24 protein-coding genes and 2 tRNA genes are annotated in these 26,309 nt (G+C 66.9%); 14 read left to right on the top strand and 12 right to left on the bottom strand.

What is annotated here, in order from left to right:
• Positions 1-2: 2 nt before the first annotated feature.
• Positions 3-641 carry a DUF5994 family protein gene (locus tag QUE68_RS10080; RefSeq protein ID WP_284233798.1) on the bottom strand — a complete coding sequence of 213 codons (639 nt, stop codon included), beginning with the start codon at positions 639-641 and terminating at the stop codon, positions 3-5.
• A gap of 595 nt (positions 642-1,236) precedes the next feature.
• Between QUE68_RS10080 and QUE68_RS10075 the strand changes: the two genes are divergently transcribed.
• From QUE68_RS10075 to QUE68_RS10050, 6 genes are all read left to right on the top strand, one after another.
• Positions 1,237-3,171 (top strand): pyruvate kinase, encoded by a 1,935-nt coding sequence (locus QUE68_RS10075; RefSeq protein ID WP_284233796.1) that lies wholly within the window; start codon positions 1,237-1,239, stop codon positions 3,169-3,171.
• A gap of 83 nt (positions 3,172-3,254) precedes the next feature.
• A complete protein-coding gene (locus QUE68_RS10070) occupies positions 3,255-4,505 on the top strand; it encodes a metal-dependent hydrolase family protein (protein WP_284233795.1) in 1,251 nt (416 codons plus the stop codon).
• Between the two features lie 5 nt (positions 4,506-4,510).
• A complete protein-coding gene (locus QUE68_RS10065; RefSeq protein ID WP_284233793.1) occupies positions 4,511-4,639 on the top strand; it encodes a hypothetical protein in 129 nt (42 codons plus the stop codon).
• Positions 4,640-4,861: 222 nt separating this feature from the next.
• Positions 4,862-5,284, top strand: a complete 423-nt coding sequence (locus QUE68_RS10060; RefSeq protein ID WP_286275550.1) for an ArsR/SmtB family transcription factor — start codon at positions 4,862-4,864, stop codon at positions 5,282-5,284.
• Positions 5,281-6,159 carry a PhzF family phenazine biosynthesis protein gene (locus QUE68_RS10055; RefSeq protein WP_286275549.1) on the top strand — a complete coding sequence of 293 codons (879 nt, stop codon included), beginning with the start codon at positions 5,281-5,283 and terminating at the stop codon, positions 6,157-6,159. Before QUE68_RS10060 ends, QUE68_RS10055 begins: the two co-directional genes overlap by 4 nt.
• A gap of 99 nt (positions 6,160-6,258) precedes the next feature.
• A complete protein-coding gene (locus QUE68_RS10050; RefSeq protein ID WP_284233787.1) occupies positions 6,259-7,242 on the top strand; it encodes an ornithine cyclodeaminase family protein in 984 nt (327 codons plus the stop codon).
• A gap of 68 nt (positions 7,243-7,310) precedes the next feature.
• Here QUE68_RS10050 and QUE68_RS10045 read toward each other — a convergent pair whose 3' ends face one another.
• A complete protein-coding gene (locus tag QUE68_RS10045) occupies positions 7,311-8,699 on the bottom strand; it encodes a GGDEF domain-containing protein (RefSeq protein WP_284233785.1) in 1,389 nt (462 codons plus the stop codon).
• A gap of 199 nt (positions 8,700-8,898) precedes the next feature.
• Positions 8,899-8,972 (bottom strand) — tRNA-Ile (locus QUE68_RS10040).
• 105 nt (positions 8,973-9,077) lie between these two features.
• Between QUE68_RS10040 and QUE68_RS10035 the strand changes: the two genes are divergently transcribed.
• Both QUE68_RS10035 and QUE68_RS10030 read left to right on the top strand, forming a co-directional pair.
• Entirely contained in the window at positions 9,078-9,452 is a 375-nt protein-coding gene (locus QUE68_RS10035; RefSeq protein ID WP_284233783.1) for a phage holin family protein, read from the top strand.
• Between the two features lie 8 nt (positions 9,453-9,460).
• Entirely contained in the window at positions 9,461-10,189 is a 729-nt protein-coding gene (locus QUE68_RS10030; protein ID WP_284233780.1) for an SHOCT domain-containing protein, read from the top strand.
• A gap of 3 nt (positions 10,190-10,192) precedes the next feature.
• On the opposite strand, the gene QUE68_RS10025 is transcribed toward QUE68_RS10030, so the two are convergent.
• From QUE68_RS10025 to QUE68_RS10015, 3 genes are read right to left on the bottom strand one after another with little or no spacing between them, the layout of a single operon-like run.
• Complete coding sequence (locus QUE68_RS10025; RefSeq protein WP_284233778.1) at positions 10,193-11,017, bottom strand: carboxymuconolactone decarboxylase family protein; 825 nt, start codon at positions 11,015-11,017, stop codon at positions 10,193-10,195.
• Between the two features lie 33 nt (positions 11,018-11,050).
• Complete coding sequence (locus QUE68_RS10020) at positions 11,051-12,421, bottom strand: metallopeptidase TldD-related protein (RefSeq protein ID WP_284233776.1); 1,371 nt, start codon at positions 12,419-12,421, stop codon at positions 11,051-11,053.
• Entirely contained in the window at positions 12,418-13,941 is a 1,524-nt protein-coding gene (locus QUE68_RS10015; RefSeq protein WP_284233774.1) for a TldD/PmbA family protein, read from the bottom strand. The genes QUE68_RS10020 and QUE68_RS10015 overlap by 4 nt, the downstream gene beginning before the upstream one ends.
• Before the next feature lie 165 nt (positions 13,942-14,106).
• On the opposite strand from QUE68_RS10015, the gene QUE68_RS10010 reads away from it, so the two are divergent.
• Positions 14,107-15,345 (top strand): HNH endonuclease signature motif containing protein, encoded by a 1,239-nt coding sequence (locus QUE68_RS10010; RefSeq protein WP_284233773.1) that lies wholly within the window; start codon positions 14,107-14,109, stop codon positions 15,343-15,345.
• A 3-nt stretch (positions 15,346-15,348) separates the two neighbouring features.
• On the opposite strand, the gene QUE68_RS10005 is transcribed toward QUE68_RS10010, so the two are convergent.
• The gene (locus QUE68_RS10005; protein ID WP_284233770.1) at positions 15,349-16,185 is read right to left on the bottom strand and encodes a CbiQ family ECF transporter T component; all 837 of its coding nucleotides are present in this window, start codon (positions 16,183-16,185) and stop codon (positions 15,349-15,351) included.
• Positions 16,182-18,242, bottom strand: a complete 2,061-nt coding sequence (locus QUE68_RS10000) for a DUF2232 domain-containing protein (protein ID WP_284233768.1) — start codon at positions 18,240-18,242, stop codon at positions 16,182-16,184. The genes QUE68_RS10005 and QUE68_RS10000 overlap by 4 nt, the downstream gene beginning before the upstream one ends.
• A gap of 107 nt (positions 18,243-18,349) precedes the next feature.
• Between QUE68_RS10000 and QUE68_RS09995 the strand changes: the two genes are divergently transcribed.
• The 3 genes from QUE68_RS09995 to QUE68_RS09985 are packed head-to-tail and all read left to right on the top strand — an operon-like array spanning position 18,350 to position 20,760.
• A complete protein-coding gene (locus QUE68_RS09995; RefSeq protein WP_284225890.1) occupies positions 18,350-18,805 on the top strand; it encodes a MarR family winged helix-turn-helix transcriptional regulator in 456 nt (151 codons plus the stop codon).
• 30 nt (positions 18,806-18,835) lie between these two features.
• Positions 18,836-20,047 carry an MFS transporter gene (locus QUE68_RS09990; protein ID WP_286275547.1) on the top strand — a complete coding sequence of 404 codons (1,212 nt, stop codon included), beginning with the start codon at positions 18,836-18,838 and terminating at the stop codon, positions 20,045-20,047.
• Between the two features lie 56 nt (positions 20,048-20,103).
• Positions 20,104-20,760, top strand: a complete 657-nt coding sequence (locus QUE68_RS09985) for a hypothetical protein (RefSeq protein WP_284233767.1) — start codon at positions 20,104-20,106, stop codon at positions 20,758-20,760.
• Here QUE68_RS09985 and QUE68_RS09980 read toward each other — a convergent pair.
• Positions 20,757-21,488, bottom strand: a complete 732-nt coding sequence (locus QUE68_RS09980) for a VIT1/CCC1 transporter family protein (RefSeq protein WP_286275546.1) — start codon at positions 21,486-21,488, stop codon at positions 20,757-20,759. The two genes, QUE68_RS09985 and QUE68_RS09980, sit on opposite strands and share 4 nt — an antisense overlap.
• A gap of 102 nt (positions 21,489-21,590) precedes the next feature.
• On the opposite strand from QUE68_RS09980, the gene QUE68_RS09975 reads away from it, so the two are divergent.
• Positions 21,591-23,537, top strand: coding sequence for an acyl-CoA dehydrogenase family protein (locus tag QUE68_RS09975; RefSeq protein WP_286275545.1), 1,947 nt, complete (start codon positions 21,591-21,593; stop codon positions 23,535-23,537).
• A 6-nt stretch (positions 23,538-23,543) separates the two neighbouring features.
• On the opposite strand, the gene QUE68_RS09970 is transcribed toward QUE68_RS09975, so the two are convergent.
• A tRNA-Asn gene (locus tag QUE68_RS09970) sits at positions 23,544-23,616 on the bottom strand.
• Positions 23,617-23,782: 166 nt separating this feature from the next.
• Between QUE68_RS09970 and QUE68_RS09965 the strand changes: the two genes are divergently transcribed.
• Entirely contained in the window at positions 23,783-24,025 is a 243-nt protein-coding gene (locus QUE68_RS09965; protein ID WP_284225881.1) for a hypothetical protein, read from the top strand.
• On the opposite strand, the gene QUE68_RS09960 is transcribed toward QUE68_RS09965, so the two are convergent.
• Both QUE68_RS09960 and dnaG read right to left on the bottom strand, forming a co-directional pair.
• Entirely contained in the window at positions 24,022-24,306 is a 285-nt protein-coding gene (locus QUE68_RS09960) for a DUF7155 family protein (RefSeq protein WP_286275544.1), read from the bottom strand. The genes QUE68_RS09965 and QUE68_RS09960 overlap by 4 nt on opposite strands.
• 54 nt (positions 24,307-24,360) lie before the next feature.
• Entirely contained in the window at positions 24,361-26,295 is a 1,935-nt protein-coding gene (gene dnaG / locus QUE68_RS09955) for a DNA primase (protein ID WP_284225877.1), read from the bottom strand.
• Between the last annotated feature and the right edge of the window lie 14 nt (positions 26,296-26,309).

Raw genomic sequence — 26,309 nt, 5'->3', positions numbered from 1 at the left:
TATCAGGTCGTCGGGTGGGGTGAGTTCATACGGTTGCGGACCATGTTCTGCACCAGGATCGGCACGAAGACCTGCACGGGTGCATTCACGAACTGGTCGGCGGCCTCGTGGCACCACCGCGTGATCTCGGCGGTACGCGCGCTGTCGCCGCGCCCCTCGTGGCGGGCCAACTGGGCCGCTACCTCGATCACCGAGCGCTCCCCGACGTCCTCTGCCTCGTTGTTTGCCAGAGGCCCGTTGTCGGCGCTCTTGGATGCCGCGTCCAGCTCTTGCCTCGCTCCCTCATCCGTGGCGTCGGGCGCGACGACCAGGATGCAGACGCGGCGACCATCGCCCCCGATCAGAATGACCGTGGCCGGTTCGTCGGAGGAAAAGCCTTGCAACTGGACCGTTTCTCCGTCGATCTGCATCTGCGGGGGCGCAGGCATCCAGGCGTTGAGGTGGTAGCCCACCATGGTGACTGCACCCAACCGGTCGGACAAGGCATCAAGCAGTGGGGGAAGCTCTGCCGTTAGCTGCGTTGACCGCGGCCACCAGGCTCCGTCCAGATAGGGCGAGGCGGGCGGGGTGGGCTTGAACGCCAGTCGCGGCTCGCTTCCGGCGGCGGACTCCCCATGGCTGACTCGCGGATCGGCTGTCATCAGCTGGTTTCCCTTCTGGTCGGCGGGTCCTTGGCGAACCATGCCTGGTGAAGTTCATGTGCATGGCAACGCTCGAACCGAATTCCGACGTTCACCCGCACGCTACCCGGGAGACATGGCCACAGCGGGGGGATGCGATGAACACCGTACGCTGCGGAGCGATGCCACTGAGCAGGCCCACTGGCTAATCAGCCTGTCGCGCAATGATTTTGGCACCTGTGAATCCACCGCGGACACGGTCACGATTGGGGCACTCGGGAGGTCTCCGGTTTCGCCGAACCGGGTGGCCGTCTACATTTCTGTGTATCATCGGAGTCGCTGAGACTCTCAGCGAGTTCGGAACCAGTCCGGGCGTCCGCTGCTGAACTTCACGAGCGTCCGCTCGGCGCCGTACATGTCTGAATTCACCAGCGACAACGCAGGGTACCAGAGCGCGTCACCGCCTAAACCGCCTGCATCACAATAGCTTTCAGCGTTCCAACCAACAGTCGCAAAGTCGGAGAGATGCAAAGACACTCATCCAGGTTCATCGCGCATTCACTGGCTTCATCGCAGGCCGCTTCGAGAGCCGTCGAGGTTCTAGCGGGAGACATCCATGTCCCTCGCTCCTGACCGCGTCCGAACCACCGACGCCGTCGTATTGACCGGCGGTGACAATGCCGCGCGCGACCGGCTGGCCCGGCTCCTCGGGGAGGTCGACGCGCTGTTGGTGGATCTGTCCGACGCCGAGTCCGCCTGGTCGCATTCGTTTACCGCGGTCACGCCCGAGCATCAGGTTGGTGCCCGGAACATGATGCACTACTGGGCCTTACGCCAGACTGATCTCCGCGAAGTACAGACCCGGCTCGCCCAATTCGGACTGTCGTCGTTGGGCCGCAGCGAACCGCACGTGGAGACGACGCTGCACCTAGTTCGCTCCGCCCTCGTCGCGATGTCAGGTGGGCCGTGGGCGCCCCCAGAGCCAATCCCGGGCGCAGCCGACGGTCCCGCGCTGTTGCGGCGGCACACCGTCGACCTGTTGGGGCTCACGCCACCGGATCGCCGTACCCGCATCATGGTGACCCTGCCCTCCTCGGCGGCGACGGATCCAGATGCGGTTCGCAGACTCCTGGAGCGGGGCATGAACATCGCTCGCATCAACTGCGCGCACGACGATGCCGCCGCCTGGCGCGCGATGGCACGGAATGTGCGGGATGGCTGCGCCGCCACGGGGCGAAGCTGTCTGATCGCCGTAGACCTCGCCGGACCCAAGCTGCGCACCGGTCCCCTTCAGCCGGGCCCCAGAGTCATCAAGCTTCGCCCGAGCCGGAACGTTCTGGGCCAGGTCATCGCGCCGGCGCAGGCGTGGCTCGCCGCGTCCGACGGTGCCCTCGATGCGCCCGATGCCGGGTTGCCAACACTTCCAGTTCCGGCGGACTGGCTTAGCCGACGGCGCGACGGCGACGTCATCCACCTGCACGACACGCGTGGTGCGAAACGACGACTGGTCCTCAAACGGTTCGCCGCAGAAGCCGCGCACCCCTCCGGCCGGTTCATCGCCACCTGTGAGAAGTCGACGTATCTGGCGACGGGGACGCTGCTCTCGGTTGGGCACACCGACGATTCCACCGAAGTCGGAGTGCTGCCCGCAACCGAACAAAGCCTGCGTCTTCATCGGGGCGACACCCTGGTGCTGACTCGGGACTGCACACCGACCGTCCTCGTCACGGCGGGAACGCAGTCCATCGGATGCACCCTGCCCGAGGTCTTCGACGATGCTCGAGTGGGCCACGAGATCCATTTCGACGACGGCCGCATCAGCGGCGAGATCGTCGCGGTGGGCCATGACGAACTCGAGGTACGGATCGAGCACGCCGCACCGGCGGGCTCGAAACTGCTCGCCGCCAAGGGGATCAACGTCCCGGACACCCAGCTTTCGGTAGCGGCGTTGACGGCGAAGGATCTCCTCGACCTGTCAGCAGTTGCCGAGATCGCCGATATGGTCGAGATGTCCTTCGTCCGTGCCCCTTCCGATGTCGAGGCACTGCTGGACGCAGTCGGCCGACTTGGCCGAGACGACCTGGGAATCGTCTTGAAGATCGAGACTCGGCAGGCGTTCGAACAACTACCCCAACTTCTCCTTGCCGCGATGCGTTGGCCACGTGTCGGTGTGATGATCGCGCGTGGAGACCTGGCGGTCGAATGTGGCGCCGAGCGGATGGCCGAACTGCAGGAAGAGATTCTGTGGCTGTGTGAAGCAGCCCACCTGCCGGTCATCTGGGCGACGCAGGTCCTCGAACAGCTCGCGAAGAACGGGCTACCGTCGCGGGCCGAGATCAGTGACGCGGCCATGGGCGAGCGTGCCGAATGCGTGATGCTCAACAAGGGCCCCTATATCGACGACGCCGTCGTCGCGCTCGACGACATCCTGCGCCGGATGACCGAACTTCACGACAAGAAGAACGCGTTGTTGGGGCGCCTGCATTCATGGCACCCCGACCCCGACCCCGTGCTCGACGACGCACGTCGATTGGGTAATGCGCCGTACTAAAACGGCCTAGTTCACCAGAACCTGGTTGCAGCGCCACGCCCCTGGCAGGATCACGATGATCCTGCGACGAGGCGAGCCACCACATGAGTACGACGCTGTTCACCAATGCCCGGCTCGTACTCGACGATGCGGACCACCTCACCGAGCCGTCGCAGGTGGCAGTAGATGGCAACCGGATCAGCTACGTCGGCGCTGACCGTCAGGCGATTGAGGCCGACCGTGTAATCGACGTGGGTGGTCGCACACTCATGCCGGGCTTGATCGACGCCCACGCTCACATCACCGGGCTCTCGCTGAGTCCCCGCAACGTGCAGGCCACCCCGGACGAGATTGCCTCGGCTGCAGTCGACTACCTACGCGCCACGTTGATGGACGGCTTCACCACAGTTCGAGAGGCGGGCGGGGCCGACCATCGCATCGCCCGCCGCCTCGAGCAAGGCGACATCATCGGCCCCCGGTTGTTCTACTCCGGGCGGGCGTTGACCCAGACCGGTGGCGGCGCGGACTTCCGCACCATGGACGAGTCGCTGGACCCGTGCGGGCACGTCACCCCGCACTCGGTCATGTCCGTCATCGTCGATGGCGTGGACGAGGTACGCAGGGCGGCCCGGGAGGAGTTCCGCCTCGGCGCGACACAGCTCAAGCTGTTTGCGTCCGGCGGCGTCGTGTTTCCGGCGAAGTCGCACGCCACGCGTTACGAATTCTCTATCGCCGAGATGGAGGCCGCCGTTGAGGAGTCGGCTGCCCGCGATACATATGTCATGGCGCACGCGTACTCCGACGACGCCGTTCGTCGCTGCCTTCAGGCCGGCGTCCGTTCGATCGAGCACGCCAACTTCGTCACCGAGGAGACGGTCGCGCTGATGGGTGAACACCGGGCATTCTTCGACCCGACATTCATCTCACTGGTGCAGCGCGTCGAGAGCGCCGGAGCGACGGGCCTCTCGGAATCCATCGTGCACAACGTGACTCATGCGATCGAGGATGGCCGGACCGTCTACGGCTGGGCGCGAAAGCACGGTGTGCCCATTGCGCTCGGTACCGACCTCTGGGGTCCGGACGCCCGGCGGAGTCAACTCCGGGAGCTGGCACTGCGCGCGGAACTCGACGATGCGGCCAGCATCGTTCACTCGGCCACCACCGTCAACGCCGAACTCCTCATGATGGCAGGACAACTCGGAACCATTCGGCCACACGCCTTCGCCGACCTCCTCGTGGTCGACGGGGATCCGCTACGGGACGTCCAGGTCTTGTGTCACCCGGACGAGAACCTCCTGCTCGTCATGAAGGACGGCGTCATCCACTCGGATCGTCTAGCGCCTTCTCACAACTGACTCCGATGAAGGGCAAGATCGCGCTCGAGGAACACTTCGCGACCGCAGAGACAATCGGAGATTCCGAGGAGTACTTCGGAGCCGAGATGTGGCGGACCCGACGGAGTGAACTGCTCGACGGCTGTAAACCCTGATCGATTCGTGGCCTTTACCGCACTGCCACTGGAGACTCCGAGGCGGCAGCCCACGAACTCACCCGCGCGGTGCGAGACCCTGGCTGGACATGATCATTTCGCCATACGCTGTGGAATGACTTTGCGCGACATCCAGATCCAACTTCCCTTCCTACGATCGGAACCGACATTTCCCGCGCGCACGAATGTTGCGCCCGCCACGAATTGGCCGCCTTATGCCGTATGGCCACTGCCCGTGCGGCTTGGTTGCGTCAGTTGTCGAGCGCCTTCCGCCGATGCTTGACAGTTCGGGCTGAAGGCCGCTATTTTGCATTTGTGCGAAATAGCAAAACGGTCCGAGGGGCGGCGCCGCTGAAGGCGATCAAGGCCGTTTCGAGTCCAGTGCGGCTGGAGATCCTGTCCTTGTTGAAGGACCCGGTGGCCAACTTCCCCCCGCAGAGGGACGGTGATCTCCTACGCGATGGCGTCTGCGCTGACTTCATCCGGGATAAGTTGGGGATCGCGGCCGCGACAGCGAGCCGACACCTCACGCTGTTGACCGACGCTGAATTGTTGATCGGGACGCGCAAGAAGGGCTGGACGTTCTATCGCCGCGACGAGCCCGCGATACAGCGGTTCACCGAACTCCTCAGATCTGAGCTGTGACGGAGACCCTGGTGAATCTCGCCTACTGCCACGTCGATGTCTTCAGCCCGTCCCCCTTCGGCGGCAACAGCCTGCCGGTGTTTCCCGACGCTGGGGACCTCAGTGCCAAACAGATGTTGCGCATCACCCAGGAGTTGCGGCATTTCGAAGCCATCTTCCTCAAACCAGGGGGCCAGCCCGGCACCGTCGGTGCCAGGATCTTCGATCTGTTGGGCGAGTTGGCCTTTGCTGGACACCCGCTCATCGGGGCGGCGGCCGTTCTACACGACCGGTCGGGGGGAGGTCGCGCACAACGCTGGCAGTTCGAGCTTCCCGGCAGGACGGCCGAGGTCACGACCGAGGTCAACGCCGGCGACTACTCCGGCCTGCTGGATCAGGGCACCCCAGAATTCTATGGCGCACTGTATGACTGCGCCCAGCTCGCCCGTGCGTTGAATCTCACGGAGGACGACCTCGACCCGGATCTGCCGATTGAAGTGGTCAGCACCGGCCTTCGGTACCTGATCGTGCCCGTTCGGCCGGGCGCCCTGTCGCGGGCCCGAATTTCACGCGACATCACCGGATTGCTGCAGGGCGCTGGCGCCCAGTTTGCGGTCCTGTTCGACGAATCGGCCGTCGAAATTCGGCACTGGAACAACGACGGAATCATTGAGGACGTGGCGACGGGCAGCGCCGCAGGCACGATCGGCGCCTATCGCCTGCGCCACGGACTTGTCCGCGGCGGGGTCACCTTCATCCTGAACCAGGGCCAATTCACCGGCCGCCCAAGCAAATTACGCGTGCTACCAGAGGGCAGCCGGCACCGGGTCGAGAGGATCAAGGTGGGCGGCGATGTCTCCTTCGTCGGACACGGCGTCATCGAGGCCCGTCCATGACCAAACGTTCGCGGCGGCGACCGGCCGGTCGGACGATGTGCGCACGCGCTCAGACGACCGGTACTTCGGCGAAGCGGGGTTGAAATGAACGTCCAAATCGTGAGTGCCGACGACATCCGCGCAAGCGTGTGCTTCGACGATCTCATCGAGCCGGTAGCGCGGGCTTTTCAGGAGTCCAGCGCGAGCCTCGCCGACAACGGGCTGGTCGTGATGTTTCCCGCCGAGCGCGTCGAACTCGGCGACGTCTATGTCAAGACCGGCACGCTGCGGGGGCACGACATCTTCATCGTCAAGGTATCGCCCTGGTTCCGATCCAATGCCGAACGCGGGCAACCCCAAGGCGGATTCGTCGGGGTCTTCGACAGCCACACAGGGCGAACGCTGGCTCTGCTGGACGACGAGCACTACCTCTCCGACATCCGGACCGCCGCCGCCGGAGCCGTTGCCGCCCGGTTGCTCGCGCCGTCCAACGTCACGACAGCTGCCGTGCTTGGCGCGGGCACGCAAGCCTATTGGCAAACCTTGGCGCTCCATCGCGAACGCCCGTTCACGACCCTATTGATCTGGGCCCGCAGCCGGCACAAGGCCGAGCTGCTCAAGTCCCGCCTGACCGACGAATTACCCGGCGTCGACCTCCGCTGTTCGCCTGATGTCGAGCGCACCGTCCGCGACGCAGACGTCCTGATCACGGCGACGACGGCGCGTCAACCGCTGGTCCAAGGCGCGTGGCTGCGCGAAGGCCTGCACATCACCGCCGTCGGCGCCGACGACCCCACCAAGTGCGAACTCGACTCGACAGCGCTTCGCCGTGCTCGAGTCTTCGTTGACGCGCGAGAGACCACCGCGGCCAACGGTGACGTTCACCGAGCAATTCGCGCCGGCCAATACTCGCTCGAGGAGATCTCCGGCGAGTTGGGCGAAGTGATCAGCGGCCAGAGCGTTGGACGCACGTCAGACACCGACATCACCATCACCAAACTCGTCGGAATCGGCGCGCAAGATCTCGTTGCCGCAGAGGTGGCGTTGGCGAGGCTACCCGTTCCAGCTAGTTCCGACCGTTTCACGACCATCTCCACCGAGTAATCGGTCAAGTCCCGGGACGTGGTGTCCGACATCGTCACAAGCAGACCGGCGTTCATGCCCGGCAAGGGTCAAGCGCGAACGATCTGATTGCGGCCGAGCCCCTTCGCTTGGTACAGCGCAGCGTCTGCACGGGTAATGGTGTCCTTGAGCGACGCGGCCCCGTCCCAGGTGGCATAGCCGATGGAGCACGTCTGGAGGTCGGGCAGGCTGCACATGACCCGTTGCAGGATCGCCTCGGCGCTCTTTGATGTGGTGTTGGGGAGCGCGAGAATGAAGTCCTCACCACCCCATCTTGCGAAGACGTCGTTGCTTCGCACGATGGAAAGTGCCGTTGTCGCAAAGCGTTCCAGCAGTGCGTCGCCGACGTTGTGGCCGCGGGCGTCGTTGTAGGCCTTGAAGTTGTCCAGGTCGATGACCGCGATCACCAGTGGAGCGCCGGTACGACGGGCATCGTCGACCAACTCACCCAGTCGGACGTCCCACGCGCGACGGTTGAGTAATCCGGTGAGTGGATCAGTGGAGGCGGAGCGCTCGAGCGCAGCCCGTGCTGCCGCGAGTTCGGTGATGTCAGTCGATACCCCACCGATTCCCATGACGGTGCCGTCGTCGTCGACGAGCGGGAACCGGGTGCACCTGTACGTGTGGCTGGTTCCGTCGGGGTGGTCGATGTCCTCGCTGAACACCTGCCTTTCGCCACTGGCGAGCATCAGCTTGTCGTTGCTGCGGTACACCTCGGCGAGCTCGGTACCGAAGAGATCGTGATCGGTGCGTCCGATGGGCCCGCCCGCGACCTGAATGGCGCGGTCGAAGGCGGGGTTGGTCATGACGAACCGTCCGTCGAGGTCCTTGGCGAAGATGAGCACGTCGGCGTGTTGCAGGACGCCGTCGAGCATCCGTTCCTGCTCACGTAGCGCGGCGTGCGCGGCGAGCCGCGCCGTCACTTCCTGGGCCAGCTGTCGGGACTGCCTGCGAATCTCCAATTGACTGACGACCTGGGCAGACAGGATGCGCAGGTGCGTGAGCTGAAGGTCCGACAGCGCCCTGGGTTCGGTGTCGAGCACGCACAATGTCCCCAGGACGTGGCCGTCCGCCGTGGATAGGGGTGCTCCCGCGTAGAAGCGCAGGTGTGGTTCGCCAGTCACCAGCGGATTGGTGGCGAATCGCTGATCACGGTGGGTGTCGGCAACTACCAAGATGTCCGTGCCGCCGAGGGCATGCGCGCAAAATGAATGCTCCCGCGGCGTCTCCGTCAGCGTCAGACCGTAGCGCGACTTGAACCACTGCCGTTCGGCGTCAACCAGGCTCACCAAGGCGAACTGTGTCCCGCACACGTCCGCGGCCAGTGACGTCAAATCGTCGAAAGATGCCTCGGGTGGGGTATCGAGGATTGCGAAGGAAGCTAGCGCCATGAGACGTTCCAGTTCGCCGTGCTCGGCGGTCGTCCCCACCTCGGACATCGTCCGGAGTCCTCCCCACACTTCCCCATGACCAGCGGTCGATTGTAACGAGGTTCGGCAATCACGGCCGCTGATCGGGGACGTCTTCGCGAGGCTCGTTAGCCGAGGATCAGTCGCAGGGGGTCGATATTCGGTCGACACGGGGTTATCTCTCAGGCGTCGGCGACAAAGCATCACCCACACCAGTACACCTCTGACGTAGGGCGACTGGGACTTGAACCCAGGACCAACGGATTATGAGTCCGCGGCTCTAACCAACTGAGCTACCGCCCCCTGGCGCGCGTGCGCGGACACCATGGTCGCACAGGCCCTCAGGACCGCTCACCGGCGATATCCGAACGCCGATCACGATCGATCTTGGCGCACTAGGCTCCGACCGTGATCCGCTTCCTGCTGCGCATGGTGGTCTTCCTCGGCTCGTCGGCGATCGGCCTGCTGGTGGCGTCGTGGCTGGTGCCCGGCGTGTCCATCCGCCCGCTCGGCTTCATCATCGCGGTCGTCATCTTCACGGTGGCGCAGGCGATCCTGGCCCCCTTCTTCCTGAAGATGGCCAGCCGCTACGCGTCGGCGTTCCTCGGCGGCATCGGCCTGGTCTCCACCCTGGCGGCGCTGATCCTGGCGTCCGTGCTCACCGATGGCCTGACCATCCGCGGCATCGGCTCGTGGGTGGCCGCGACGGTGGTCGTCTGGCTGGTCACCGCGATCGCGACGCTGTTGTTGCCGATGCTGATCCTGAAGAAGAAGGTCTCATAGCCGCCGCTGTGAACAAGCCGTTGATCGCCGGGTTGTTGACGGCATGGTGCGTCTTGCTCGTCGCGCCGGCGTGGGTCGTCTACTTCGCGTTCCGCGACGCGGACCCGGACACCTCGATCATCGGGCCCGCCATCGCCATCTGGATCGTCGGCTACGTGCTCCAGCTGGGCGTGTTCATCGTGGCCACCCGCAAGGCCTCGCGCAACGGGATCGGCGGCTGGTTCCTCGCCTCGACGATGCCCTTCGTCGCGGACTGGAGCGTCCCCGTCGCGCCGTGGTCACCCGCGGCGGTCCTGATCGTCGTCGGCGCCTATGCCATGTGGTTCTACTCGCGAATCGAACGCAGTGAGGCGCTGCTGCACAATGGAATTCCAGCGGCTGGAACCGTGCTCGAGGTCAAGACACCCCTGATGAACACCGTCATCAACGACGTCTACATCCGTCGGACGATGACGCTGCACATCGAGCGCTCCGACGGCGCCCCGCCCTACGAGGCGGACTACTCTGGCACCTTCATGCTCGGCGAGATCCCCGTGCCGGGCGCAGTATTCGAGCTGCGCGTCGATCCGCGCGACCCGATGCACTTCGAGACGGTCGACGCACCCGCGGCACCAGAGCCGACCCGGCCAGATCCCACGATCGCCGAGCAGCTTCGGCAACTCGACGACATGCACCAACGGGGCGCGCTCACCGACGGCGAGTTCGCCGCCGCCAAGCAACGGGTCTTGCGGAACTAGCCCTCAGCTGTAGACAGGCTGCCCATCGACGCCCAGCAGGTACCGCTCGGTGCCCTCCTCGACGCGCGGCGCGTCACCGCCGAGTGCCACGGCAATCTTGTTGGCGGCGTTGCGCATCACGTCGAGGGTGATCTCCATGGCCTCGTCATCGGAGAAGTGTTCCCGCATCCCGGCCACGACGTCGGCGTCGATCGTCGACGGTGACCAGATCAACGCGTCGACGTAGCGCAGTGCGGCCTTGTGCCGTTCGTCGAGCAGCGTCGACGACTCGTAGTGCTCGATGTCGTCGTACAACGACTCGGTCCCGCCCGCGTCGAGTGCCGCACCCTCGCGCAGCGACTTGCACAGCCGGCAGTTGTGCTGCACGGCGCCGCGCAGTCGGACCACCTCGGTCGTGACGGGGTCCAGCTCTCGCAGTGCACCGACGGTCGCTGCGAAATGGTTGAGCAGCAGATCCACGGGATCCGTGTCGCGGTCCCAGACGACCGGGTCGACCACCGGCGCGAAGCCCAGCGCCGTCAGACCGGCCCTCACTCGAGGGACGAAGTCGGCGATGAAGATCAACACCGTCATCTGAAAGGCCTTGCGGCCCAACGCTGCCATGAACACCGCCCGCTGCTCGGGGCTGATCACCGACACGTCGACGGCGAACTGCTCGGCGAACTCGGCCAGCAACGGGTCGTCGTCCGCCTCCCCCTGGGCCTGCAGGGGTGGCAACGAGACGGCACGGGCACACACCTCGCGCACCAGCGCATTGCGGCCGGCATCACCTTCGGGCGAGAGCGCCATCAACCGGGTCAACAGGCCGTACAACCGATCGTCGTCCATGACCGAGATTATGGTGTGCCCCCGACGCAGCGTCTACTGCGCCTGACTCACCGAGGACATGTGGAAGTCGGGGATGCGCAAGGACGGCATCTTCGCGCGGGTCGCCCAGTCGCCCCACTCCCTGGGCAGCGTGGTCTCGCTGACCCCCGCCTCGGTGGCCCGGCGCAGGAGATCCAGTGGGCTCTCGTTGAAGCGAAAGTTGTTGACCGCGCCCGTAACCTGGCCATCCTCGATCAGATAGACGCCGTCGCGCGTCAGACCGGTCAGCAACAGCACGGTCGGGTCGACTTCGCGGATGTACCACAGGGTGGTCAGCAAGAGCCCACGCTCGGTGCGCCGGATCATGTCCGGCAGACTCGCCCAACCGCCCGTCATCAACATGTTGTCCGCCGGGACGGCCACGGGCACGCCGAACTCCGCCGCCGCCGCACGGGGGTAGGCGAGCGCGTTGATCGTCCCGTCGCGGATCCACTCCACCCGGTCGACGTCCATCCCGTTGTCGAACACCGACGCCCGCTCGGAGGAACTCGTCGCCGCCACGAACGGAGCGCACTCCAGACCCGTCGCCGTCGGATCGGAGTACAAGGTCAAACCCAGATCGGTGAGCTTCTCCCCCACCCGCGTGCCGCCCGGCGCCGACAGTGCAGTGCGGCCCTCCTGGGCCCCACGGCCATCCATGGTCCAGCTGAGGTAGATCATCATGTCGGCCACCGTCGACGGCGGCATCAGCGTCTCGTAGCGGCCGGCGGGCAGTTCGACGGTCCGGTCGGCCCAATCCAACCGGGTGGACAGCTGCTCGAGCATGGAATCGGTTGGTACGTCGGCGAAGTCAGGCGTACCGACGCCCACCCAGGCGCTGGCACCGCGGCGCTTGGCGTTGATCTCCACCGATCCAGTCGGTTGGGTGTAGCGCCGACGCAGTCCGCTGGACGTGGCGACGAACGTCGTCTCCACTTCATGACGGGCGAAGCCGTACAGGCGGTCCGCGCCGCGAAAGCCCCTCGCCAGCGTCTTCGCGACACTCGCGAAGACGTCGGCGGCCGTCTCGGGCACCGGCGCATCCCAGTCGTAGGGAGTCTCGTCGCCGGCCAGCATCGGCGCCGCGTCGCGGGCTTCCGGCGCCGAGCGCGCCGCGTCCTGCGATGCCGCCACCAGGCCGGCGATCGCCGACGGATCGACCTCGCTGGACTTCACCGAACCCACGTGTGCACCAGTGCCTTGGCGGACAATCGAAATCACCGTCGTGTCCCGACCGAGCGACTCACCGTTCGTGGTCATCGAGTTACCCGCCCACCGCAGTGACGCCGTGGAGCGGTCCGTGACCACGACGATGGTCTCGTCGGCCATCCCGCGGCGGGCGGCCTCGGCGAGCACCAGTCCGGCGACGTCCGACGCGGCGATCATCTCGATCCCCCCGCCTCTTCCCGGGTGTTCAATACGTTGATCCCGCGGAACAGCGCCGAGGGGCAGCCGTGGCTCACGGCCGCGACCTGGCCTGGCTGCGCCTTACCACAGTTGAACGCTCCGCCCAGCCGCCATGTCGACGCGCCGCCGACCGCTTCCATGGCCCCCCAGAAGTCCGTCGTGACGGCCTGATAGGCGACGTCGCGGAGCTGCCCGTCGAGCCGCCCGTCGCGGATCCGGAAGAACCGTTGACCGGTGAACTGAAAGTTGTACCGCTGCATGTCGATCGACCACGACTTGTCGCCGACCACGTAGATCCCGTCCTGCACGCGCGCGATCAAGTCGTCGGTACTGACGTCCTCGGCAGCCGGCTGCAAGGACACGTTCGCCATCCGCTGAATCGGCACGTGGTGCGGCGAGTCCGCATACGAGCAGCCATTCGACCGGGCCAGACCGAGCCGAGGAGCGAACACCCGGTCGAGCTGATAGCCGACGAAGACGCCGTCGCGCACCAGATCCCAGCTCTGCGCGCGCACGCCCTCGTCGTCGAACCCGATCGTCGCCAGTCCGTGCTCGACGGTGCGGTCGGCGGTCACGTTCATCACTGACGACCCGTACTGCATGACACCGAGTTTGTCCGGCGTGGCGAATGACGTTCCGGCATAGGCGGCCTCGTACCCGATCGCCCTGTCGTACTCGGTGGCATGGCCGATGGACTCGTGGATGGTGAGCCACAGGTTGGACGGATCGATCACCAGATCGGTGGGACCGGCGACCACGCTCGGCGCCTTGGTCTTCTCCGCCAGCAGCGACGGTAGGCCGGCCAATTCGGTCGACCAGTCCCAGACCTCGTTGCCCGCCACGAACTCCCAGCCTCGCGCCATTGGCGGTGCCAGGGTGCGCATGCTCTCGAACGTGCCCGCTGCCGGGTCGACGGCGACCGCCTCGAACGTGGGTTGCAGGCGGACCCGCTGCTGGGTGATCGATGAGCCGAACGTGTCGGCGTAGAACGTCTGCTCCTTCACGGCGTACAGGCCCGCGGACACGTGGTCGACCCCGTCGGCAGCGAGCAACCGACCCGAGTACTCGTCGAGCGCACCGATCTTGTCGGCGGTCGGGACGTCGAACGGGTCGACGGCGTAGTCCGATACCCAGGTGACGTCGGAATACACCGGCTCCGGCGCGAGCTCGATGCGTTCGGCATTCAACGGGGCCAGCGTGGCGGCGACCCGTACCGCGCGATGCGCCGTCTCCGCGGCGACCACGGGGTCCAGCTCGGCGTGCGAGGCAAAACCCCAGGTGCCGTCCACGATGACGCGGACCGCGAGGCCGACCTCCCGGCTGACCACCGACGTCTCCAACTCACCGTCGCGCAGCTGGATCATCTCGGTGGTGATGCGGTGAATGCGTAGGTCCGCGTAGCTGGCGCCGGCGGACGTGGCCGCCGTCAGCGCGGCGTCGGCAAGCTGATGCCGCGGCAACTCGAGAAAATCGGCATCGACACGTCGGCGCGCTGTCACGGCTCTACCGTAGTGGCACCGTGATGACGCGACCCGTCTGCCGGGCCGGCGTCGCGGCCTGAGGCCAGACCATTGCGCCAATGACTCGAGGGTGTGCCTCTGGTCCACGCGAGATCGCCGATCAGCGCGAGGATGCTTGTCGTACCCCTCTGTGATGATGACGTCATGTCGTCGACCGCACCCGTTCTCGCTCCCTGTGAGCGGTTGGAGGTGTTGTTCGAGGAGTTGGCGGAGTTGACCGGTCAGCGCAATGCGATCGACGGCCGGATCGTGGAGATCGTGGCCGAAATACACCGTGACGAGTTGTGGGGTGCCACCGGGTGCCGCTCGGTCCCGGCGTTGGTGGCGTGGAAGACCGGAGTGACCCCGGCCAACGCGGAGACCATCGCCACCGTCGCCGAACGCCTCGAGGAATTCCCCCGGTGTGTGGCCGGGATGCAGGAAGGCCGACTGTCGCTGGATCAGGTCGGCGTCATCGCCAGAGGCGCGGCCACCGGATCCGATGCGCACTACGCCCAGTTTGCGGCCACCGCCACGGTCAGCCAGATCCGGACCGCGGTGAGACAAGAACCCCGCCCCGAACCACCCGACCCCGAGCCGGAGCCGGAACGGTCGTTCACCCGCACCGACAACCACGACGGCACCACCACGTGGAAGATCACCCTGCCCCACGCGGAGGCGGCGACGTTCGACGCGGCGGTGAACTCCCACACCGACGCCCTGATCGCCCAGTGGAAACGCGACCACCCCGACGGCGCCGGTGGGCAATGCCCGCCGGTGCCGAGCACCATCGACGGGTTCCTGAGCCTGGTCGAGGCGGGGTGGGACACCGACGTGGCGCGGCGCCCGCACGGACAGCGCACCACCGTGGTGGTGCATCTGGACGTCGAGCAGCGCATCGCCGCGCTGCATCTGGGTCCGCTGCTGTCTGACGCCGACCGCCGCTACCTGACCTGTGACGCCACCTGCGAGGTGTGGTTCGAGCGCCACGGCCAGCCGATCGGGGCGGGCCGGGAGACCCGGCTGATCAGTCGCCGGCTGCGCCGGGCGTTGGAGCATCGTGACCGCTGCTGCGTGGTCCCCGGCTGCGGGGCCACCCGCGGTCTGCACGCCCACCACCTTCGGCACTGGGAGGACGGCGGGCGCACCGAGCTGGCCAACCTGGTCCTGGTGTGCCCGCACCACCACCGCCTCCATCACCGGGGGATCATCACCCTCACCGGACCCGCCCACCACCTCGTCGTCACCGACGCCCAGGGCCGAGCACTCACCGCGGGATCGCTGGCCCGCCCACCAACCCGACCCCCACCACGGGTCGCACCCTGTCGCGGACCGACCGGCGAACGCGCCGACTGGTGGTGGTACCAACCCTTCCAGCCGGAATCACCGCCGTCGAGCAACTAGCTGCTAGGTGCTGGTCGCCAGTGGGCTGAACAGCTCGACGTAGACCGACACCGCAGACAATCCGATGATCACCGCACCGGCGACGGCGTCGTTCCATCCCGGTCGGGACGGCAGGGCGGAGATCTGACCGGCACCACCGCGCGCGGTGATCGCGTCACCCATCTCGTCGGCGCGACGCAGGGTCACGGTGACGGCGGCGGCCAGCAGGTCCACGATCTCCCCGAACACGCGGTTCCGACGTTCCCGCCCCGTGGTCGCGACATCGCGGGGTCTGAGCTTTCGAGCGGCCACCAGCACGCGGAATTCGTCGATCAGCATCGGAAACGCCCGCAGCGCAAGCGAAAGCGTCACCGCCCAGTCGTCGACCGGAAGTTTGAACCACCGCAGCGGTCTGCCGATCTTCGCCACCGCAGGCGCGATCTCGGCGACGTTCGTGGTCCACGAGATCAACCCGCCGAGCCCGAGCAGAACGATCGACAGCACCGTGATCTGCAGGAATTTCAGCAGCCCGCCGAGCCCGAGGTCGACCGACGCGACGACGATGTGCGGACTCCCCCCGGCAAACGACGCCGTCAGCCCGCCCAGGAACAGCAATCCCCACAGCCAGCGAGGCACCGACGGCAGCACGCCACGCGGAATGCGGGCGATCCTCGCCGTCACCAGGACGAGGGCGCCGATCAACGCGATGGGCACCCAGCCTGGATAGAGCGTCAACAGGACGCCGATGACGGCGACGGCGAGCAGCTTCGTACCCGCCCACAGTTCGTGGATCGCGCTGCGGCCCGGAACCGGTCGCAGCAGCACGACGGGTCGGGATTGGCGGCGACGGGGCGCGGTCACGCGATGTCTCCTGCGGTCGTGGGGGCGGGCATGACGGCGCCGTCGCGCAGATGCAACGTCCGCGGGCAGAGCTCTTCGAGACCGGAGAAGTCGTGGGAGATGACGATGACGGTCAGCCCGGCGTCCCGGCGCAGCGCGGAGAGCAGCCCGAGCAGCCCGCGCTGACTCGCCGCGTCCAGACCGGCGAGCGGTTCGTCGAGGATCAGCACCCGCGGCTTGCGCGCCAGCAGCCCGGCCAGCACCACCCGGCGCATCTGCCCGCCGCTGAGCTGATCGATGCGCCGCAGCCCGATGGCCGGGTCGAGCCCCACCATGGCCAGCGCCGCGACGATCTGCGAGTGGTCGAAGTAGTCCAGGCCGGCGGCGGACGCGATCTCCATGTCGACGCGCCCGCGCATCAACTGCAACCTGGCCGCCTGGAACGAAATGGCAACGGCGCCAGCTTGTTCGGCGACCGGCTGACCGTCCAGCAGGCAGGTGCCGGACGATGGGGTCACCAGGCCCGCCATGATCCACGCCAGCGTCGACTTGCCCGACCCGTTGAGCCCGTGGATCAGGACGCCGTCACCCTCGTTGACGACGAGGTCGATGTCACGCAGCGCGGTCGACGCCCACGGCGTTCCCTGCCCGTACTCGTGTCCGACGCCGTGGAGCTCCAGCAGCGGTGACCCGCCGCGGTGGGTCTTCGCGCTGGTGGGTGCAGGCGCCGGTGCAGTGTCGACCATCTCGACGTTGTCCGCGGCGCCACCGCTGCCCGTGAGGTCGATGACGCGGTCGGCCGAGGCCGCCTCGTCGTTGTAGTGCGTGATGTGCACCAGCGACATCCGGTGCCTCTTGGTCAGCCCCGACAGCACGGCGACGAGCGCCTCGCGGCCCTGCTGGTCGACCATGCTGGTGACCTCGTCGGCGATCAGCAGCGACGGCTCCCGCGCCAGCGCGGCTGCCACGGCGAGGCGTTGGAGTTCGCCGCCCGACAATCCGCCGGTGTCGCGTTCGGCCAGCCCGTCGAGCCCGACCTCGCCGAGCAGTCGCTCGACGTCGGTGACGGCACCGGGCGGAAGCCCGAACACGACGTCGTCGGCGACGCGTGTGCCGAGGATCTGGCTCTCCGGGTGCTGCATCACGACCGCGGTGCCGCCGACGCGTCCGAGGCCGACCGCTCCCGGCCGGTCCACGGTGCCTGCGGTCGGGGGACGGCCCGACAGCAGGAGCATGAGCGTCGTCTTCCCCGACCCGTTGGGGCCGGTGACGGCCACGTGTTCACCCTCGTCGATGGTCAGCGACACCGGTCCGAGCGCATCGTGACCGGCGCCGTCGTACCGGAATCGGACGTCGCGGAAGTGGGCGGGCACCGGGCCGATGGGCGCACCGGCAGCGTCGACGCCGTCGAGCTTGTGCACGTCGGGGACGCCCGAGAGGCGCGCGAGCACTCGCGACAGCGCCCACCAGCCGACGAGGGTGACGGAGCCGATGCTGAGGATGCTCGAGCCGATGATGAGCACGGGCCAGTAGGTCAGCACCGTCGCGAAGTCGTCCCGGAGTCGCTCCGCGGCGGTGTCGAGGCCGGCGATGCGCTCGAGGATCGCCGCCACGCCGTTGACGTTGGCGGTGATCGACTCGAAGATCAGGTCGCGGATGCGGTAGAAGATCATCAGGAAACCGACGCCGACCACGCCGAACGCCGCGCCCGCGAGCACCGCCGCGACGCTGAGCGTCGCCGTGCCGCGCCCACGGCGCTTGACCGTCCCGACCAGACCGCCGATGTAGGCGCAGTTGACGACCGTCATCAGACCACCGAACCCGGCGATCAGGAAGGCGATGATGCCGCCGGCGACGAGGGCGGCGAAGAGCACCCGGAAGCGATGCCGGTACGCCAGAAGTGCCATGGGGACCGTGCCGAGTACCGAGAGACCTGCGGCGAAAGGGACGACCACCGCGATGATCGCGGTAGCGGCGCACAATGCCGCCATCACGGCGGCGTGCGCCAACTCGTCGGGTTTCATCGAGCCAGCCCGTCGAGGCACGCCGCCGCCGGTCGCGCTACCGGTCCGGACCATTTCACGATTCTGCCAGTTGCGTGTGAGGAGAATTCTCACGCGGTGGTGACCATCGCCACGATCGGCCCGCGTTGATGTACATAGGACTCCTATGTAAACTCGCAAGCATGGCCCTTCCGCCTCCGACGCCACCCACTGCCGACACCTCGCTCGCCGGGGATCTGCTGTCCGTGGTAGCCCGGCTCAATCGACTCGCGACGCAACGCGTCAAGTTGGAATTGCCGTACGCCCAAGCCCGACTGCTGTCGACGATCGAGGACCAGGGCGCGGCGCGCATCTCCGACCTCGCCGCCTTCGATCACTGTTCACAGCCGACGATGACCATGCAGGTCCGTCGCCTCGAGGATGGCGGTCTGGTGTCTCGCATCACCGATCCGGTCGACGCTCGCGCCGTGCTGATCAGCATCACCCCGCGGGGCCGGGAAGTCCTGGCTCGCGTGCGCGCCGACCGTGGCGCCGTCGTCGACCCGTACCTGGACCGCCTGGGTCCGGCCGACCGCGAGTCGCTTACCGAGGCCGTTCGCGTCATGCGCGCGATCCTCGACGACGCCCGCGACCACTAGAACACCCACTACGAAGAGGAGCAGCCGCCCATGTGGCGCCAACCCAAGGCCGTCTGGGCCGTCGCGTTCGCCTCCGTCGTCGCCTTCATGGGCATCGGCCTGGTGGATCCGATCCTCAAGCCCATCGCCGACAACCTGGACGCCACACCGTCGCAGGTCTCGTTGCTGTTCACCAGCTACATGGCCGTCATGGGCGTCGCGATGCTCATCACCGGCGTGGTGTCCAGCCGGATTGGACCCAAGCGCACGCTGCTGATCGGACTGGTGATCATCATCGTCGGCGCTGGCCTGGCCGGGATGTCCGACACGGTCATGGGCATCGTCGGGTGGCGCGCGCTGTGGGGCCTGGGCAATGCCCTCTTCATCGCGACCGCGTTGGCGACCATCGTCAACTCGGCCCGCGGTTCCGTGGCGCAGGCGATCATCCTCTACGAGGCCGCGCTGGGGGTGGGCATCGCCGTGGGCCCGCTGGTCGGCGGCGTGCTCGGCTCGATCTCCTGGCGCGGACCGTTCTTCGGCGTGTCCGCCCTGATGGCCGTCGCCCTGGTGGTCACCACGTTCCTGCTGCCCTCGACGCCTCCCGCTACGCGCGCCACCAGCCTGGCCGATCCGCTGCGCGCGCTGCGTCATCGCGGCCTGCTCGGCGTGGGAATCACCGCGCTGCTGTACAACTTCGGCTTCTTCACGCTGCTGGCGTTCACGCCGTTCCCGCTCGACATGAACGCCCATCAGATTGGGCTGATCTTCTTCGGCTGGGGCCTGGCCCTGGCGTTCACCTCGGTGGTCGTGGCACCGCGACTGCAGCACCAGTTCGGCACCGTGCGCGTGCTGATCCTCAACCTGCTGGCGTTCTCCGCGCTCCTGGCCGTGATGGCGGTCGGCGCCGACAGCAAGACCGTCCTGGCGACGTGCGTCGTGATCGCGGGCCTGTTCATCGGCGTCAACAACACGCTCATCACCGAGACCGTCATGAAGGCCGCCCCCGTCGAACGCGGAGTCGCGTCGGCGGCCTACAGCTTCCTGCGCTTCGGCGGTGGCGCCGTCGCGCCGTGGCTGGCCGGCGTCCTCGGCGAGAGGTTCAACGCCCACCTGCCGTTCTGGGTGGGCGCCGCCGCGGTGCTGTTGGCGGCGGGCGTGCTGGTCGCGACCCGGCCGCACCTGACCCACATCGACGACATCGAGACACCCGACGACGAGGCGCGCGACGAGGCCGCCGCACTCACCGTCGGCAGCGACAGCTGAATCGAACTCGGCGACAGCCACATTTGGGGCGGCCGGTTCGGGCAGACTGAACCACCATGACTGTGCTGACGGTGGTTTCGACGACGCTAGTACCGGTGGTGTCCGTTCTATCGACTGCGGCAGTGGCGATTTGGACCAAGCGCATCGACGCCAGAAACAAGCGGGACGACAGGGCGCACGAACTTCGCCTCGACTACGAGAAGCGAGCTGGGGATGACAAGAAGGCTGTCCTGAAGTCGCTGATCTCGGCGACCATGCACGTCAAGCGCGGTGCCGAGCGTCTCGCAGGCGCCGAGGTGAGCGTAAGCGACAGACGGGCCGAAGCCATTCGGCAGCTCTACGAATTCCGCGCGCGCCTCGGTTTGGACGACGGGATCGCCGAGTTGCTGATCTATGCGGCGGAACCGGTTCGCGACGTCACCGAAATGATGCTCGACGAATGGGACCGCCAATTCCGCGAGCACGGGTACTCGCTGGTGCAACTCGATACGTGCAAGAAGCAATTGGTCAAGGCCACCACCGACACCCCCGACGAGCAGACGGTGATCGAAGGACAGCGTCGGTGGACCGAGCTGAGGGACGAGGAGACGTCGTGGCTCAAGCGGCTCGGCGATGAATCGAGCCTCGACGTCGATGAGTTGCTCGCGCTGTGCAACCGCATCTTGACGGCCGCCCACAAGGACCTTCGGGGCGGTTACACCGTCGATGCCTAGGCCACCGACGCACCTATCAGAGACCCCACGACGTAGGTCGCCGCGATCGCAATTCCGCCAAAGGCCAACTGCCGCAACGACCCCAACCAGACCGCCCGGCGAGTGAAGTAGGCGGCCACCCCGCCGGCAATGAGCAAGCCCGCACCACCGCAGGCCAAGCCGAACCAGAGCGACGTGAAGCCCAACAGGTACGGGATCAGTGGGATGATCGCGCCGATCGCGAACATCACGAACGACGAGCCGCCCGCCACCCACGGCGACGGCTTCTCGTTCGGATCGATGCCCAACTCCTGGACGAGGTGGAAGTTCAGCGCGCGCGTCTCGTCACGGTGGATCTCGTGGGTGGCGGCGGTGGCCGTCTCCTCGGTGATCCCCATCGCCACCAGCATGCCGATGAGCTCATTGCGTTCGGCATCGGGATTGCGTTTGAACGACCGTCGCTCGACCCGCACCTCGGATTCGATCTGCTCGTTGGCCGTCGTCACCGAGGTGTACTCGCCCAACGCCATCGAGAACGCACCCGCGAGAAGGCCCGCCACGCCGGACACCACGACGGCGCCCGCGTTCGCGCCGGCTGCGACACCGGCGATGAGGGCCGTGTTGCTCACCAGCCCGTCCATCGCGCCGAACGTGGCGGCCCTTAGCCAGCCGCCCGTGACGTCGGCGTGCCGATGGTCGATCTCGAGGGGCAGCCCGGGCGGCGGCTGCGAGGGGTCCGGAGCGGTCATGCCGAAGATTCAACGCGAGGCCGAACGGCCCGTTCCCATGAGGTTGACCTGGGTTTGCCACATCACAGTTTCACGATCGCTTTCGCGGGTTAACGTGAAAACATGACGAGCACCGCAGATCACGTTCGCAACGCCCTCGACGGCCGCTGGCGGGACATGAAGAACCGCATGCGACAGGAGCTCTCCTCCGAGGTCTTCAGACCGCACTACACGCCGAACACCGTCATCGCCCGCACCAAGGTCACCGAGCAGATGCGGATCATGGCCGCCAACGGCGCCGCCGAGGACGGCTTCAAGAAGGAGCACGGCGGCAACGGTGACGTCGGCGCTGCGGTCACGCAGATCGAGATGCTCGCGATGTCGGACCTGTCCCTCATGGTGAAAGCCGGCGTGCAATGGGGTTTGTTCGGCGGCGCCATCGAGAATCTCGGCACCGAGCGCCACCACCAGGCCTACGTCAAGAAGCTCATCGATCTGGAGTTGCTGGGTTGCTTCGCCATGACCGAGACCGGGCACGGCAGCGACGTGCAGGCGCTCGAGACCACCGCGACGTATGACCCCGATACCCAGGAGTTCGTCATCGACTCCCCCACCCCGTCCTCGCGGAAGGACTACATCGGCGGCGCCGCGAACACGGCCCGGGTGGCAGCCGTCTTCGCCCAGCTCATCACCAACGGCGAGGGCCACGGCGTGCACTGCCTGGTGGTGCCCATCCGGGACGACGAGGGCAACGACCTGCCCGGCGTCACGACGTCGGACTGCCAGTACAAGGGCGGTCTGCCAGGCGTCGACAACGGCCGCATCCAGTTCGACGACATGCGGGTCCCGCGCGAGAACCTGCTGAACAAGTACGCCGACGTCGCCGAGGACGGTACCTACAGCTCACCGATCGAGAACCAGGGCCGCCGCTTCTTCACCATGCTCGGCACCCTCATCCGCGGCCGGGTGACCGTCGGCGGCAGCGCCGGCGCCGCGGCGCGGGTGGCACTTGACATCGCGACGCGATATGCCTTGCAGCGCAGGCAGTTCGAGGCCCCCGGCGCCGAGGATGAGGTGCTCATCATGGACTACCTGGTGCATCAGCGCCGCCTGTTCCCCCTGATCGCCAAGTCCTACGCCCTGCAGTTCGCCCAGAACGAGCTGGTGGCCAAGTGCCACGAGCTGCAGACCGCCGACGACCCCGATGCCGAGGAGCAGCGGGAACTCGAATCCCGGGCCGCGGGGCTCAAGGCAGCCCACACGTGGCACGCCACTCGCGCCATCCAGGAGGCGCGCGAAGCATGTGGCGGCGCAGGCTATCTCGCTGAGAACCGGCTGATCGCACTCAAGGCCGACACCGACGTGTTCACCACGTTCGAGGGTGACAACCACGTTCTCACGCAGCTGGTCGCCAAGGAACTGCTCACGGCCTACGCCGACGACGTCAAGGGCATGAGCCCCGCGCAGTGGGTGCGGTTCGCGGCGAACTTCGCCGGCGAGCGGGTGATCAAGCGGACCGCGGCGCAGACCATCATGCAGACGATCGTCGACTCCCGCGAGGACAACGAGGAGGAGGGCTCGCTGTTCAACCGCGGTACCCAGGTAAAGATGTTCGAGGATCGCGAGGAGTACATGCTCGCGTCCGTCGCGCGTCGGCTGCAGGGCAAGTCCAAGGAGATGTCGGCGTTCGACGCGTTCAACGCCGTCCAGGACCACGTGTTGCACGCCGCCAAGGCGCACATCGACCGAGTCATCCTGGAGTCGTTCGTCGCAGGTATCGACGCCTGTGAGGACGAGGCGGCCCGCGAGATCCTCGGCCTCGTGTGCGACCTCTACGCGTTGTCGGTGATCGAGGACGACAAGGCGTGGTACGTGGAACATCGATTCCTGTCCACTGAGCGCTCCAAGGCCGTGACGAGGGGTATCAACGACCGATGCCGCAAGCTGCGCCCACATGCCGAGCTGCTGGTCGACGGTTTCGGGATTCCCGAGCAACTGCGCTACGCCGAGATGCTGCACCCGGAGCACATCCCCGACGCCGACGAACACCGGGAGCAGAACGCCGAATAGTGAAAGCTCCCCCGCGTGGACTCGAACCACGAACCTGCCGATTAACAGTCGGCTGCTCTGCCAATTGAGCTACAGGGGACTGCTCGTCGGTCCCGAGACATGCCCGCGGACCGAGCGTTGACTTTAGCGCATCGGCTCCTGAACCTTCGTATCGGGCGGGGGGTGCCAGACCGCCCCTCCGTCCACCGCGACCGCTCGACACGAGGCAGGATGGAGACGATGCACTTAGAGGGAAGAGGGGCCCCGTGATCCGGATCGCCGCCGTCATGGCCGTCGGCTACGTCTTCGGCGCCAAGGCCGGCCGACGCCGTTACGAGCAGATCGCCAGCACCTACCGGGCGGTCACGAGCAGCCCGGCGACCAAGGCCGTGCTGGATGCCGGACGCCGAAAGATCGCCGACCGGGTATCACCCGATTCGACGGTGGGAACGTTGACGCCGATCGACGCGCAAACCGCGGTGTGGGAACCCGGGGTGAACAACCGCTAGCTGACCGGCTGTCGCCACGTCTGGCCGGGCAGCAGCGGGCCCGTCGAGATGCCGCCGGTCCCGTTGGGGCCGTACGTGCCGAACGGAGTGCCGATGTTGGTCGGATTGCCGTTCGAGTAGCCCAGGCAGACGCCGTCTTCCTTATTGCCGTACCAGGCCAGGCAGGGTGCGGCGTCGACACTGTCGCTCGTCGTACTGGCGAAGGCGACGGCGAGCGGCGCGGCGACGGCGGCTACGGCCAGCGCTCCCGCGGTGACGAGTCGGCGTGCTCGAATGATCATGTCGGGCCCCTCCATTGGTCTTCTAGCGAACTCACCATAGCGCGACGGGCCGGTTCACGCAGTAAGGTCGTCGCCGCTCGCCCGTTCCAAGAGGCTGCGGCGGTAGGTCTCCATGGCGACCAGATCGCCGAACAACGCGTTGTATTCGTCGTCGTTGTCCACCGGCGACATGCGCTGCAGCTTGGACTTCATCTCCGCGATCTGCCTGCCGACCCACACTTCCTGCAACCTGGCCAGCACCCCGCCGATGTAGCGGGCGAGGCGCTCGTCGTCGTCGACCCGGAACGCCTCCACCCCGAGTTCGTTCACCAGGTTCGCGGCCTGATCCGACCCCGTCTTCTCGCGCACCGCGTCGATCCACTGCCCACCCGATCCGCCGGAGGACATGCCGCCCGCGGCGGCGATCGCCGTGCGCACCGCGGCGTAGCCCGGATGGGTGAAGCTCTCGACGGTCAACGTGTCGAAGACGGGTCCGGCGATCGCGGGATACTGCAGCGCCGCCTTCAGCGCCTCGCGCTGCGGCCACAGCGTCGGATCGCGCGGATCCGGCCGGGCCACGGCGGCGGCGGGTCCGGCGGCGGTGCTCGCCGCCCGGCGGTTGTCACGCCGGGGCGCGGCGCCGCCGGCCTTCGCGGTCTCGCGCACCCGCCCGATCACCTGGGCGACGTCGTCCCAACCCACCCAACCGGCCAGCTGGCGGGCGTACTCGTCGCGCAGCGTCGGGTCCTTGATCCTGGCGGCCATCGGCACGCAGCGCCGTAGCGCGTCGACCCGACCCTCCGCGCTGTCGAGATCGTGATCGGCCAGCGCGGTACGAATCACGAACTCGAACAACGGGGTTCGTCGCGCCACTAGGTCGCGCAGCGCGCCGTCGCCGGACTTCAAGCGCAGGTCGCACGGATCCATCCCCTCGTCCGCGACCGCGACGAAGGACTGCCCGGAGAGGTTCTGTTCACCCTCGAAGGCCTTGACCGCGGCGGCGCGCCCGGCGGCGTCACCGTCGAACACGTAGATCAGCTCACCGCGAAAGAAGTTGTCGTCCATCATGAGTCGCCGCAGCATCGAGAGGTGTTCCTCACCGAATGCCGTACCGCACGACGCGACGGCCGTCGTCACCCCGGCCATGTGCATCGCCATCACGTCCGTGTAGCCCTCGACGACGACGGCCTGATGCCCCTTGGCGATGTCACGCTTGGCCAGGTCGAGCCCGAAGAGGACGTTCGACTTCTTGTAGAGCACCGTCTCGGGGGTGTTGACGTACTTCGCCTCCATCTGGTCGTCGTCGAACAACCGACGCGCCCCGAAGCCGATTACCTCGCCGCTGGACACCCGGATGGGCCACAGCAACCGTCGGTGGAACCGGTCCATCGGTCCACGACGGCCTTCCCGCGACAGGCCGGCGGCTTCCAGCTCCTTGAACTCGAAACCCTTGCGCAGCAAGTGTTTCGTAAGCGTGTCCCACCCCGACGGCGCGAAGCCGCAGCCGAACAGCTTGGCGGCATCGGCATCGAAGTTGCGTTCGAGCAGGTACTGCCGGGCGGGCGCGGCCTCGGCCGACTGCAACGCCTCGGCGTAGAAGGCCTGCGCCGCGGCGTTTGCGGCGATCAGCCGACTGCGGCTGCCGCGGTCCCGCTGGACGTTGGTGGCCGATGCGCCGGTGTAGGTGACGGTGTAGCCGATGCGGTCGGCGAGCATCTCGACCGACTCGACGAAGCTGACGTGCTCGATCTTCTGCAGGAAGGCGTAGACGTCGCCGCCCTCACCGCAGCCGAAGCAGTGGAAGTGGCCGTGGTTGGGACGGACGTGGAACGACGGCGACTTCTCGTCGTGGAATGGGCACAACCCCTTCAGCGAATCGGCCCCCGCGCGCCGCAACTGCACGTAGTCGCCGACGACGTCCTCGATGCGGGTGCTCTCGCGAATCGCGGCGATGTCCCGGTCGGGGATCCTTCCACCCCGGGTTGCATCACTCCTGCCCGCTGCCGCCACCGGCCCAGTGTATG

This window comes from Mycolicibacterium sp. TUM20985 (genome assembly GCF_030295745.1).
Lineage (GTDB): Bacteria > Actinomycetota > Actinomycetes > Mycobacteriales > Mycobacteriaceae > Mycobacterium.
Note: the sequence above shows the minus strand (reverse complement) of the source record. Positions and strands in the feature narration are given on the sequence as shown.

Coding starts and splice junctions, on each gene's coding strand:
- QUE68_RS10080 (WP_284233798.1), bottom strand. CDS start 641: ATGACAGCCGATCCGCGAGTCAGCCATGGGGAGTCCGCCGCCGGAAGC.
- QUE68_RS10075 (WP_284233796.1), top strand. CDS start 1,237: ATGTCCCTCGCTCCTGACCGCGTCCGAACCACCGACGCCGTCGTATTG.
- QUE68_RS10070 (WP_284233795.1), top strand. CDS start 3,255: ATGAGTACGACGCTGTTCACCAATGCCCGGCTCGTACTCGACGATGCG.
- QUE68_RS10065 (WP_284233793.1), top strand. CDS start 4,511: ATGAAGGGCAAGATCGCGCTCGAGGAACACTTCGCGACCGCAGAGACA.
- QUE68_RS10060 (WP_286275550.1), top strand. CDS start 4,862: ATGGCCACTGCCCGTGCGGCTTGGTTGCGTCAGTTGTCGAGCGCCTTC.
- QUE68_RS10045 (WP_284233785.1), bottom strand. CDS start 8,699: ATGTCCGAGGTGGGGACGACCGCCGAGCACGGCGAACTGGAACGTCTC.
- QUE68_RS10025 (WP_284233778.1), bottom strand. CDS start 11,017: ATGGACGACGATCGGTTGTACGGCCTGTTGACCCGGTTGATGGCGCTC.
- QUE68_RS10020 (WP_284233776.1), bottom strand. CDS start 12,421: ATGATCGCCGCGTCGGACGTCGCCGGACTGGTGCTCGCCGAGGCCGCC.
- QUE68_RS10010 (WP_284233773.1), top strand. CDS start 14,107: ATGTCGTCGACCGCACCCGTTCTCGCTCCCTGTGAGCGGTTGGAGGTG.
- QUE68_RS10000 (WP_284233768.1), bottom strand. CDS start 18,242: ATGGTCCGGACCGGTAGCGCGACCGGCGGCGGCGTGCCTCGACGGGCT.
- QUE68_RS09995 (WP_284225890.1), top strand. CDS start 18,350: ATGGCCCTTCCGCCTCCGACGCCACCCACTGCCGACACCTCGCTCGCC.
- QUE68_RS09990 (WP_286275547.1), top strand. CDS start 18,836: ATGTGGCGCCAACCCAAGGCCGTCTGGGCCGTCGCGTTCGCCTCCGTC.
- QUE68_RS09985 (WP_284233767.1), top strand. CDS start 20,104: ATGACTGTGCTGACGGTGGTTTCGACGACGCTAGTACCGGTGGTGTCC.
- QUE68_RS09980 (WP_286275546.1), bottom strand. CDS start 21,488: ATGACCGCTCCGGACCCCTCGCAGCCGCCGCCCGGGCTGCCCCTCGAG.
- QUE68_RS09975 (WP_286275545.1), top strand. CDS start 21,591: ATGACGAGCACCGCAGATCACGTTCGCAACGCCCTCGACGGCCGCTGG.
- QUE68_RS09960 (WP_286275544.1), bottom strand. CDS start 24,306: ATGATCATTCGAGCACGCCGACTCGTCACCGCGGGAGCGCTGGCCGTA.